Raw genomic sequence first — 13,211 nt, 5'->3', positions numbered from 1 at the left:
GGCCGTAGGATTAATTTCTCCTCATAGTATCTGTAATTGAAATAAGCTTTGACTTATTAGAATATGTTTCTAAGTCAATCTGGATTTCCTTTGGAAAATAATATAAGGTCTTACCCTGCTTATCAAGCACTTTAGGTTGATCACCTCGTTTGACAAATGCAAGCCCCTCAACAAAGGGTAAAATCATACCGAGGTGGAATAGAAATTTCACCTTTTAACTTAATGTGCCGTATTTAGATTTTGTGGGATTGTAGAAATAAGCCATTTCTTCAGAATAGGAACTACCAACTTTAGTACTTGCAGGAATAACAACTTCCCCTTGTTTATTAATATAACCAAACCAATAATTTAGGAAAAGAACCAACGCTAAGCCATCCGAGAATAATTCTAAAGGTTTGTAATCTTTTCTGAAAAAATCTACTTCAGAAAATTAGGAAGGATGCTACACATCCCATTTTCTCGAACATAGTCCCAATTACCATCTAATTCATATGGATAAAGAAAAGTTACCAAACTAATCCTCTCTCCTTATATTGTTATTTTTCAAGTCATTCTCGCATCTCAAAACAGAAGAGCTCTATCCCTATCATATCCGCAACTTGGAAGAGATACACATACGATTTTATAATCAACAACGGCCACAGTGGAAATTAAATAAGCTGACGCCGATACTTTACCGGCGTCAGCTCGCATCCTAGCTTTATTTTCAATGTTCACTAAATAGGGTCTTGACCTGTTACTCTCGCATGTGGCTTAGTATAAAATTATTGATAACAGTGGAAATCATCTATTTTATATAGTATAGTAGTGAACTTCATGGTATTTTCACTGCTTCTTTTTTCTTTACATCAATTTTATATTTTTCATTAGGAAAGGGCAGTTTTGATGTCGGATGTAATATATAAACATCTGCTTCTGAAGTCGCTTTCAGAAAAATTAAATGATAATTCTTCTCTTCGAACAGTACAACAATCTCTTTCACTGGGATGTCTAATGGAATACGTATTTCTTCATCTGTTGATGTACTTTTAAGATGTAGCCGAGCATAACTATTCCTTTGAAACAAATTAATTATCTCGAGGTTATACTCATACGCATTATCCGATGTAATTTGTAATGTGTCAGTTGTAACATTCTCTTCTAGCCATCCACTAGTGTCTACGTACTTAAACAATGTTGGACTTAAGGATAGCAGGCCCAATATTAGTATGGAAACAGCAACTATACGCCATGGAGATGAAGGAATCCATCCTTTGATAATTAAAAATATTGATAAAACAATCAACAATATCGATGGTATTCCAAAATAGACAAAAATGACAGTTGATACTAGATCCATTCCTCGTTGAAAATTTGCTGTTGTCCCAAAGATAAACCACATAACAGCGGATAGATTAATTAAAAGAGCTAGTATCCATACGCCTCTTATTAAAAGCAACAATAATATCCCCCCTTTGTTATGCTTATTAGATATATAAGGACTACTAAGCGTAGTCCTTATATATCGGTGAATTAATTATGGTTTTACATAGAAATCTGCTAAAAGTGATTGTATATATTGTTTCCACACATCTACATTTGAGTGCATTGCTGAATGAGCCTCAATGTTATTGTATTTTTTATCTACATCAATTTTCACATTGGCTGCTGCAGAAAATGTCCGTCCTGCCTTTAATAACAACCATGGGGTACCCCCATTTACTTGAATGCTATCTCGATCACTATACACATGAAGATGCTGTCCTACTTCTTGCTTAAGTTGATACCCTCGTACTGGAGTTGCAACAGTTACAACAGTATCGACTTTTATTTTTTTCTCACCTAGTATGTTAGCAACCAAAATAGCAACATTTCCACCGTGGCTGTGGCCTACTAATCTAATGGGATCATCAGGATTCTTTTCTTGCCATTTTAATATATCCTCGGCTATAGCTTCAGCAGCCTTCTCTCTAGCAGCCTTATTATTTCCTGTTTTCCCCCCTGACCAGCGTGGAGTAGCAACATCTTCATTATATAAATTTCCTATATAATCAATAAATTCAGGTGTCCAGGTTGCTTCAGGATTTTTTCGTTTTTTAAGATTAGTACCATGTATTAGCCAAACTTTATGTCCGCTTGGATCAGTATAAATCAACGGATTATTATGCACATACGTATACAAGTTCTGACTAAGCGGATTTGTAACGTTCCCCTCATACGTATCCTTACTTACAAACCGCCCTATCTCTGGATTATAATATCTAGCCCGCAAATAATATAGCCCCGTCTCCTGATCTAAGATCTCCCCAGCATATTTGAAGGAGTTGCGAATGCCCTCTTCCTGAGCCAGGATGTTGCCCCATTCATCGTACTGATAGCTGTTGACCTTCGTGCCGTTCTCGTCCACAATCTGTACGACATCACCGTGGCCGTTATAGAGATAGTAGTACTTCTTGTTTGTGGCTACATCCCGTTTGGCGAGCATCCGATCCGGGCCCCAGACGTAATTCGCTATCGCCCGATTCGAAGCATCAGATTCGGAAATAACTTGGCCACTATTGTTATACGCGTAACGTACTTTCTCCGTAACTGGCGTAGGGGGAGTAGCCGTTCCACTTTCGTGGGCTGGTGTTGTAGTGGTCGTCTTAGACAGCCGTAGTCCTTGCATCTCATACTCAAACTCGGTCGTCACATTCTCTTTCGCCACACTCTTAAGCTGATCCCAAATGTTGAAGGTGTACGTCTGTTCATTGCTGTCTTCAATTAGGCTGTCGCCTTTCAGCGTCTTGCGGTTCCCCCTAGCATCGTAAGTATAGACGATGGTCTGACCGGAAGGGCGTTTTACTTGAATTAACCGATCCAGCTTATCATACTGGTAGCTCGTCGTACCCGCCCCATCCGTCACGGCGGTGATGTTGCCATTGGCATCATATTGATATTGGTACTCGGATAGGATCGTCGTCCCTTTCTTATTCGTGACTTTCAAGAGTCTGCCAATACCATCATAGGCATAATCACTGGTCAGGAAACTGCCATCCGTCAGTTTGGGATAGGTCACCCGCTTCAGCTTGCCGTCCGGTTCGTAGATGTACTGGGCATTCGCATTTTCGGCAGTCGTCAATGAATACGTACCGTTGGTCTGTACCCGGCTAATTCGCGTCTTATCGTACGAATAATGTGTAAAGTAATCGAAGGCGTCAGCCACGTTCTTCAATCGATTCTGGTCATCATATTCATGGCGGACAACCGTGGCAACTCCATCGTATACGGTCGCTTTGTATTTCAAGGAACCGAAGATATTGTAATCATTATACACTGTCATATAATTGGAGCCATTACGGATTTCCTCTTGACGCAAAGGGCCAAAAATACGATATTGATATACATTTTTTAAAGTGGTTGATCCAGCAACTTTAATGATATTGCGGCCAGTTTCATCGTAAGCGTAGCTAATAAGAGTGTTATTCGGATCTTTGCGGCTAGCAATTTGTCCGAGTTTGTTTCGAGTGAACACATCCTGATTGGCAGCAGGATCCGTACTCGTCCGCAAAAATCCTGTCTCATCATGGCTTTTTGTCGTTGCCCAGGTTTTGCTCCCCTCGCTTTGTGATATGGATTGAAGCTGTCCGAGCTTGTTATACGAATATGAAGTCGTCTGGTTTAATGCGTCTACCACCGATATTAAGCGATTATGCTTATCATACCTATAGCTTGTTGTGTTCCGATTCGGATTCGTATAGCTAATCACATTTCCCAAATGATCATAAGCAACGTCTTCTTGCACAACACCTGCCGTCCGATTCGGCCAATTTGAAAATGCCTTGGAGGATATCCCTCGTCCCCACTGATCAGAGGTCGTTTCTAATACGTTTCGTTTCAAGCCATCCTGTGGACTATTACGGAAAGAGGCAATATCACTCGCCGCCACCATATAGGAGGTACTCTTGCGATCAATGATGTCATAATCCGTACGATACAAATTTCCAAACGGATCTGTAGATTCGAATGCTCTTCCCCAAGCATCATATTTAGCAGTGGATACATTGTGACTCGTATCTATCACATAATTGGGCCTAGTCATAACATCATAATGATATTGCGCGACAATTAAATGACGGTTAGTTGTATTGTCCAGCTGCCCAATAAGGACTGCATTTCCAAATCCGTCGTAAAACTCGTGTGTAATGTTGTCGTAATTGACGGCACTATCACTTAAACGCGTCGTCATCGTATGCGAATCAACCCGCGTCGTGATCAGATATTTATTCTCACTATCAAAATAATTAGGAGTGTTATCTACGGTCTGATCGTTATACACAAAGACCTCTTCCGTTTGATAACGCTCTCCGCTTTGGTTATTGGTCGCGGGATAGAGCGTTTTGGTCAATCTTCCGTAGACATCATACTGGTATTGTGTTGTCTTATTGTCTGCATTCGTCTCGGAAGTCATCAGTCCAAGCAGCACATTATATGTCCGCTGAACCGACACCTCTACTTGCTGGCCTGACTCATTCGTATAATAGCTTTTTATTGTGGTAGGGAATAGCTGATAGGATCCACTTTGGCTATAATGCGAGACCGTTTTCGCCGTCTTGCCATTCTCTAGCGGCATGATTACTTCTTCGGTTCTGCCGTCACTCGCTTGCGTAAAATGATATGTTGTCATTTCTCCATTAGCATTTTGTGCTGTTTTTAGCCTTCCCTGGGCGTCATACGTAAATTGCTCAGTAAGCAAGTTGTCAGCCGATTGATAATATTCAATTTTAATCGGCAGTCTATAGTTTGTATCATAATCATAGGTTGTCGTATGCTGCTGAACTTGAGTTGTATCATTTAACTGAGCAGCAGTTAATGGGCGTGTTGTACTTTTCAAATCCCCCCAGTCGTAGTAATCATATGTTTGATAAAGCTTGTTCTCCCTGGTTCCGCTAGTTGTCTTCGTTTCGATCTTTGTCGGCTTATATTTATAAGCTGTGTGAAAGGCTTGTACTGTTTCTGTAATTTTTTCTCCATTCGCAGCCGTTTGCTCGGTCATTAGCAATTGCTTCTTGCCATTGAAAGTGTACTTTGTTCTGATTCCATCCTGATTCACATATTCCGACCCGAATCGGTAGGACTCCGGAATGGACTCCTCGGCATAATAGGTAGGATATCCTGTCACATCGCCGAAATAAGTATAATCCCGTTGGTTATAAGGTCCCTCAGCATACATCGATGGATTTGCCGCATCATAATTGTAGCGATTTAACCCATCCCATCTTTTGGTCACTTGAAAAGCTTGATATGCGCCCTGGCCCCCCCAATTTCGAGGTACCACAGTATATTCATAAAATGAAGAGGAATGAGGATACATCGCATATTGCAATAAATAGACTGCGGTGCCGGCAGAATTATTAAGCGATTTACTGGTTGCGTTAAATTTTTCGGACGCCAAATAATACTCATAGTAAGTGCTGTAGCCTTTCATATCGGTTACTCGATATAAATACGGCTCATATCTGCGCCCGATCAGCGAACCATTTTCAAATATACTAACTTCCTCACGTTTTTTGGCATAAACAATAGAACGTCTTTCTGACGTAGAAGGATGACTAATCGTTATCGTAATATTCTCCGTCATGTTTTGATTGTCAAAGTTAGGATCAGTCAAATTGCTTTGATAGGCAAAATCAACATTTCGACCAATAGAATCCACTATTTTTGAAATTACAGGATAACTCCGGCCATTCAATGTTCGATTAATATGTGTGAACTTTATCTCATTATTGAACCGATCCTTAATCCCAAGCAGTCTTCCGTCGCTCCCGAAATAAGTCTTTTTCTTATTCTGATCGACGAGCACATAGGTAGAAGTCATCTGACCGTTTGAATATCCGGTATCTCTTAACAGTTCAACATCATTTCGACTGTAATCTTCCAATTTCCCCCGGTTATTCGCATCAAATTTTACGGTATAAGCCGCTCCAGCTCCATCATGATAATGAAGATAAGTTCCCTCGATTTGTAAAGACGGGAAGGCAAGGGACCAACCACCGCCCAAATCATACCTTAGACGGCTATATGAATTTTCATCAGGATAAATTTTCGTCGTTGTCGTGTAGGTCACTTGGATGTAGAGAACATCCTTGTACTCCATATCATAATCCAAGTAGACACGGCTGCTATCAGGTTGATTTTTAATATAATGGTTAGCTATGTTGTGTGCTGCAGTAGTAGTAGAATAATATCCTGGAAAATGAGTGCCGTATTTGTTGGTATTTTTGTCCCAATAGAGTATGGTGACATAATAACCGGATCCCCATCCCGCCCGTTGAGAAGTGCTCGATGTCACAGATACACGTTTCGTTCCTACTTCGGCTTGGTTAGAATTGTATATGCGTCCTAACGTTAAATCCAAGCCATCCTTTCCGGGTAGACTAACATCCGTTTCGTAAAGCGCAAGTGTTCCTGAGGCTGGATCAACGGTCTCGGATACCATGCTGCGATCTGATAGATTAGGTTTATTGGATTCATTCACAAGCTTGGGCGTAACCAGGCCATTCAATACCCTTTCAAGCTGCTGACTATCGATCTGAGCATGTACACTGGAGACGCCTGATTGAGAAGCGATAACAAATACCAGTACGGCAACGATACAATTTCGAATAAATGCTGCGACTTTTCTCATTTCGCTACTCCTTCTCTGCCAAAGCATGTTTGCTCGCTTCTTTAGCAGCGTGGTATTGCTGGATCAGTTCACTTTCAGAAATCCCTGTCTCCTCTGCAATCGAACGGATGGACTTGAGAACATCCGCATCGACAGATGAATTGCTGTTGTTGCTTTTAACGCTTTGGGTCTGCATTTTCGCATTCGGTTGAGGCTGATAGTTGGCAACCGCCTGTTCACCGCCCGTTTGATAGGCCTTGATGAGTTCCGCAATTGTTCCTTTCCCCATGTCAAAAGCAATTAATATAATGAGTTGTTCCTCATCTTCTAGCGTCTCACGACTAAGTTGGGCATAGGCCTGAGGATGCTCTTCGGATAATTGGGATAACTGCTTCAGTTGATTTTCCCTAGTGACCTGCACCTCCAACTCATTCCAATCCAGCCCACTGGCATCTCTACGTTCCGCCAATTCCATGGGTTCAATGATTAGCTTATTGGCTAAATGATCCAGCTGGTATACATCTTCAATCGAATACCCGCCGGTAACCAGCTCTTCCATTTGTTCTTCGGTTAGCTGGAACAGGTCTTTCTTTTCCACGTCAACCGTCAGTGTTCGGGCAACTGCGGGATTCACTTCAGGCTGAATTTCTTCATTCTCAAACACGACCTGTTCTTCCGTATGAAACCCTGTAAAAGGTTCCAAATCATGATTTAATTCAAATTGAAGATGTGGCTCCTGATCTGGAACCTGAATCATATGATCCCGCGACGGCAAACCAAACATCACTTCGTTCATCTTTCCGACGAACTCTTCAGCAAACCCAATGGAGCCCGGAGTAATTAGAGAAGCAACAAGCCCAGCACAAAGCGGTAATACAAGCCACTTGCGATTTATTTTCGTTTTTTTCATTTTTTCCACCTCATTAAGGAGTAATTATAGTTCTTACCACTTTTTTCTTTAACAGATTTCCATTCCGATCATATTCGTATTGAATTTGATAACGGTACAATCCTTGGACATATTCCGTTCTAGTTAGCCGGTTAGCATCATCGTAAACATATTGTTTCGTAGGAGCCGGCGTGATTCTAAAACGATAGGGCTCAAAGCTGAAATCACCGTTCAAGGAAGTCACTTTGATATATATGAACGCATTTTTCGCTAAATAAACGGAAACCTCTTCATCCCCGCCCTGAGTTTGTCTCAGCGTTGAAACAGGTTGTTTATTGGCATTCAGTATCTCTAATTTGTATTCATGGTCGCTTGGAGATTGTAAGGTCAAGAAATAGGTGTCCCCCTCCAGGGCCGTGAACTTATAGAAATCCACATCTGTCTTGCTGGAAATATACGATTCATAGGTTTGGAGAACATTGACTGCGGTTGCGGTCTCCGGCGTGTCGTTAGGCTCGAATGTGTCAATGTTCACAGGTGTTAAATACATCGCATCCAAGCCAAGAATATAATTCGTACTTGCCGAATTCTTGCCAGTAAGTTGGAAACGAATCGTATGAGTTGGTCTCTGATCCAAAGCGATTTGCCCCACCTGAGTATCGATATGTCTAGCAGATTGATTATAGAAATCTATAGGTTGCCCAATAGCTGAACCATTGACGTAAACTTGTGAAATACCCCGATTATTAAATTGTTTGATTCTCATATCCAGTTGATAGGTACCTTTCTCAGCAGTGAAAGGCATCTCAATCCAATCTCCTGTAGCATTGGATTCATAGAAAGCGTGGAGTCCCGCGCTGGATTTGCTTTCTTCCAGCATGCTAAGCTTATCGCCCGAATGCGTAATGCCTGGCAGCTGCTCAAATTCATAAATCAGTTTGCCGGAAAGTGTCGATACAACTATGCTCTCACTAAATTCCGAGGCGAGCTGATGCTCGCTTAAGGCTCTGATTTTATAGGAGTACTCCGTCCCTGGCGTTAAGCCAGTCAAAGTATGAAATGTTTTTGTTCCAGCAACAGTCGCTGCTAAAGCATCGTCCTGATAAATTTCATAAGATTCAATAACAATACCCGGATCTTGAACAGGAGCGGTCCATTCCAAATTGATCGTGGTATCCGATTGAATATCGGATATTAAATTGGATGGCGCTTGAGGTGCAGTCGGCTGTGCTTGCTTCGTCAAATACATCGCATCCAGGCCTAGTATATAGTTGGAACTGGCAGAGTTTTTATCCATGATTTCAAAACGAATCGTATGCCCCGCCCTATTGTCTAAGGTAATCTGACCGACCTGAGTATGGATATGTCTTGCTGATGGATTGTATAAATCCAGCGGCTGGCCAATAGCGATCCCATCTACGTAAATTTGCGAAACACCGCGATTATTGAATTGCTTGACTCTTAAATCCAGTTGATAGATTCCTGCCTCGGCAGCAAAAGGAAACTCGATCCAGTCCCCTGCAGCATTAGATTCATAAAAAACGTGTTTCCCCGCGCTGGATACATTCTCCTCAATACGGCTCAGCCTGTCACCTGAATGAGTTGCCCCTTCAAGGCTTTCAAATTCATAAACGTAGACGCCTGATAGGGTTTCGATTTGAATCGTGCTGCTGAACTCCGAGTAATCTCCCCCGTGACTTTTCGCCCTTACTTTGAACGCGTAAGATGTGCCTGGTGTCAGATTAACAACGGTATACTGATTCTTCGCAGCAGGAACAGCAGCTGACAGTACGTCATTTACAAAAATTTCGTAAGACTCGATCGTTGCTCCGGATGAATTGGCAGATGGACTCCACTCCAAATTCACTGTAGTATCTGATTGGATTCCCGTCTTTAAGTTAGTTGGGGCATCTAGAACCGGTAACGTTTCTTGGTTAGTTAAATACATGGCGTCCAGACCTAGAATATAACTTGTACTATCCGGATTCTTATCGATAACTTCAAAGCGAATCGTATGTGTTAACCTGTCATCCAAGATAATCTGTCCGATCTCCGTATCAATATGTCTAGCTGTCAGGTTATAAAAATCCAAGGGTTGACCCACAGCCGAACCATTTATGTATATTTGCGAAATTCCACGGTTCTTAAACTGTTTGATTCTCAAATCTAGCTGGTAAATGCCCTCCTCTGCCTCAAAAGAAAATTCAATCCAATCCCCAGTCGCATTAGATTCATAGAATGCATGGCGACCTCCGCTGGATACATCTTCTTTGACAAAAGTGAGACGTGCTCCCGAGTGGCTGCCTGTGTAAATGTTCTCAAATTCATATACATGCTGACCGGCTAACAAAGTCATTGCCTTCAGAAATGGATATGGCGTTTCTAGCAGCTCCTCCCTATCAGGATCAGATGAAATTTCTATTTCATCTTCAGGGATTGTCGGAACATCCTCCTCCGCTACTTCTTCTGCTGTTTCCAAAGAAGATTCGGTGTCTGGATCGGCTCCTTCACTTTCTAAGCCTTCCGCATTCGGATCTGGATTTTCTTCATTATGACTATCATCCGGGATTGCGGGCCCTTCCTCCTGTTGAACCTTAACTACTGAAAGCTTGGACTTCTGGGTGTCAGCGAATAAAATTGTCGACTGAGAAATGAGTACTACAATAACCAAGATACTAGTACAGAGTTTTCTTCTAAACGTTGACAAAAACATCACCCTTTCTGAGATATTATTCCTACAATATCAATATTTAACTAGAAATCAATCGGCTTAATTTGTTGGATATTGATTTATAATGTCGAATTGACATTTTTGAATCCTAGGGCCTGAATCATTATTACCAAGTTAGCTAGCAACCTATCCTACTTTAAGAACAGGAAAATAGAGATTAATGTCTATTTTCCGCATAACAGCAAAAAGACCTCAGGTTCCTTCTTAACAGAAGAAACCCCTAGGTCTTGAGCAATCAGTATATTCTATTAGCTTCAGTCTGCTTATTTCACACCTTTGCGGCGGTTGGAAATGTCCAGCCAGACGGCGAAGACGAGGATGGAACCTTTAACGACATATTGCCAGAACGATTCCAGCCCCATCAGCGACATGCCGTTGTCCAACGAGGTCATGACGAGGGCGCCAATCAGCGCGCCGATGACGGTGCCTGCACCGCCCATCAGCGAGGTGCCGCCGATGACGCAAGCGGCAATGGCATCCATCTCGGCCATCGTACCTGCGGTGATCGTCGCCGATGCTAGACGGGACGTTAAGACGATGGCAGCGATCGAGCTGAGCAGACCGCTGAGCAGGAAAATCAGCATCGTTTTCCGGTGGATATTAATCCCCGATAAGCGGGCTGCCTCCTTGTTTCCGCCAATAGCGTAGATATGGCGTCCAAACGTCGTCTTCGTGGACAGGAAATAAAAGATGACGGCCAATGCTATTACGAAGATAATTGGAAACGGAATGCCCTTGTAGTTGTTCATGATCAGCACAAAGGAGACGATGATCAAGGAGACCACGGCTACTTTAATAATATCCACGCCAAGCGGGGCTACCTCGAAGCCATACTTCTGCCGGGAGCGGCGCTTTTTAAAGGCACTCCACACGAACAATCCAATAGCGATAGCTGCGATAATGATCCCGAACCCTCTGGCAAAATAAGCGTTGCCCAGCATCGCCAGCACCGGATCGGATACCGGAATCGTCATCGATTCCGTAACCCCCATCAGCACACCGCGGAACACCATCATCCCGCCGAGCGTAACGATAAAAGCGGGAATCATTTTATAGGCAACGAGCCAGCCTTGCACCATCCCCAGTATAGCGCCAGCTGCCAATGTACCAACGATGACGATGATCGGCGGAAGCCCCATCCAGTTGCTCAGAATGGCGGCAATCCCGCCCGTCAGACCTACGATCGAGCCGACCGACAGGTCGATATGACCCGCGACGATAACAAGCACCATTCCGATGGCCAAAATCGAGGTTACTGACATTTGCGTAAATAAGTTAGAAAGATTACGTGCGGTCAAAAACGTGGGATCCAGTATCCCGAACAGTATCCAAATGAGTACGAGTGCTCCGACCATCGTATAAGCGCGTACGTCCATTTTGCCGAATAGGCTTCCCCAGAGCGACGTTTTCGCTGCGGGAGCTTCTTGCTTCTGAAGTTCATTTTGTAGCATAGTTATTTCCCTCCCGTTGCAGCTTGCATTATATTCTCCTGTGTCGCTTCACGCCAAGCGAACTCGCGCACAAATTTCCCTTCACTCATCACCAGAATCCGATCGCTCATCCCCAGCACCTCCGGAAGCTCCGAGGAAATCATAATAATGGCTACGCCCTGCTCCACAAGCTGATTCATCAAATGATATATTTCGTACTTCGCTCCAACGTCAATCCCCCGGGTCGGCTCATCCATGATAAGGATCTTAGGGTCTGACATCAGCCATTTGCCGATGACGACCTTCTGTTGATTTCCGCCGGACAAAGTACCGACAGCCGTCTCAAGCGATGCTGTTTTCGTCTTCAAATCCTGCACATAACGCATTCCCCATTTAATCTCTTCGTTCTCATTGATAACGCCAAGCTTTGACACTTTGCTCATCGTAGCCATCGTCGTATTCGTCTTTACATCCATATTCATCACGAGTCCCTGACGCTTGCGGTCTTCGCTGACCAAAGCGAAACCCGCCTCAATCGCGTCAGCAACCGATCGGATGCGGACTGCCTTGCCCTCAATTTCAACTTCCCCTGTAGAACGTCCTTCATAGGCGCCAAACAGGCTGCTAACCAGCTCAGTGCGTCCTGCACCCATTAATCCGGCTATTCCTAAGATTTCTCCCTTGCGTAAGGTGAAATTTACATTTTCGATCACTTTTTGATCCCTCTGTTCAGGATGCCATACATTGTAATTCTTTACCTCCAGTACGGTCTCTCCCGGCATATGCTCGACCCTGGGGTAGCGTTCCGTCAATTCCCGGCCGACCATCAACGATACGACTTGGTTATCATTCGTTTGGTGGCGTTCCAGCGTCGCAATCGTCTGTCCGTCGCGCAGCACTGTAATCGAATCCGCAAGCTCGAACACTTCCGGCATTTTGTGCGAAATATATATGCAGGAGACACCCTCCCTGCGCAGCTGATTCAAAATGCTCATCAAAATCGCCACTTCACTTTCGGTCAGCGCCGCCGTCGGTTCATCCAAAATCAAAATTTGTGTATGCTTGGATAACGCTTTGGCGATTTCCACCAATTGCTGTTGACCGATGCCCAGACTGCCGATTTTAGTGTTCGGCGAAATGTTCAGCCCCACTCTTTTTAGCCATAGAGCAGCATTGTGATACAGCGCATCCCAGTGGATTACCCCATGCTTTTGCGGCTCGGCGCCGAGATAAATGTTTTCACCCACCGTCATATCCTTTACAAGCGCCAGTTCCTGGTGGATGATCGTAATTCCCGCTTTCTCCGCATCCGTAATGCTATGAAATTGCTGCTTCTCACCGCAGATGACAAGTTCCCCGCTATAGGCTCCCGTCGGATATAAACCGCTGAGTACCTTCATCAATGTCGATTTACCGACACCATTCTCCCCACAAAGCGCATGAATTTCACCTTTTCTTACTTTGAAATTCACCTGATCGAGTGCTTTGACGCCTGGAAACTCCTTGCTAATGTTTACCATCTCTAACACGTACATA

7 protein-coding genes are annotated in these 13,211 nt (G+C 43.5%); 1 reads left to right on the top strand and 6 read right to left on the bottom strand.

The genetic code is table 11. From position 1 onward, the window contains the following. Positions 1–533 precede the first annotated feature (533 nt). The gene (locus CZ379_RS27075; protein ID WP_324616461.1) at positions 534–698 is read left to right on the top strand and encodes an IS3 family transposase; all 165 of its coding nucleotides are present in this window, start codon (positions 534–536) and stop codon (positions 696–698) included. Positions 699–814: 116 nt separating this feature from the next. On the opposite strand, the gene CZ379_RS16800 is transcribed toward CZ379_RS27075, so the two are convergent. From CZ379_RS16800 to CZ379_RS16775, 6 genes are all read right to left on the bottom strand, one after another. Beyond that, positions 815–1,441, bottom strand: a complete 627-nt coding sequence (locus tag CZ379_RS16800) for a hypothetical protein (RefSeq protein ID WP_110932675.1) — start codon at positions 1,439–1,441, stop codon at positions 815–817. 75 nt (positions 1,442–1,516) lie between these two features. After that, positions 1,517–6,646 (bottom strand): RHS repeat-associated core domain-containing protein, encoded by a 5,130-nt coding sequence (locus tag CZ379_RS16795; protein WP_199925647.1) that lies wholly within the window; start codon positions 6,644–6,646, stop codon positions 1,517–1,519. A gap of 4 nt (positions 6,647–6,650) precedes the next feature. Continuing rightward, positions 6,651–7,535, bottom strand: a complete 885-nt coding sequence (locus tag CZ379_RS16790) for a hypothetical protein (RefSeq protein ID WP_110932673.1) — start codon at positions 7,533–7,535, stop codon at positions 6,651–6,653. A gap of 13 nt (positions 7,536–7,548) precedes the next feature. After that, complete coding sequence (locus tag CZ379_RS16785; protein WP_234404936.1) at positions 7,549–10,221, bottom strand: fibronectin type III domain-containing protein; 2,673 nt, start codon at positions 10,219–10,221, stop codon at positions 7,549–7,551. Positions 10,222–10,508: 287 nt separating this feature from the next. Further along, positions 10,509–11,696 carry a sugar ABC transporter permease gene (locus tag CZ379_RS16780; protein WP_110932671.1) on the bottom strand — a complete coding sequence of 396 codons (1,188 nt, stop codon included), beginning with the start codon at positions 11,694–11,696 and terminating at the stop codon, positions 10,509–10,511. 2 nt (positions 11,697–11,698) lie between these two features. Beyond that, positions 11,699–13,210 (bottom strand): xylose ABC transporter ATP-binding protein, encoded by a 1,512-nt coding sequence (locus tag CZ379_RS16775; protein ID WP_110932670.1) that lies wholly within the window; start codon positions 13,208–13,210, stop codon positions 11,699–11,701. Position 13,211: the final 1 nt, after the last annotated feature.

It is taken from the genome of Paenibacillus bouchesdurhonensis (assembly GCF_900155685.1).
Lineage (GTDB): Bacteria > Bacillota > Bacilli > Paenibacillales > Paenibacillaceae > Fontibacillus > Fontibacillus bouchesdurhonensis.
This window is presented reverse-complemented; position numbering and strand designations above follow the sequence as displayed.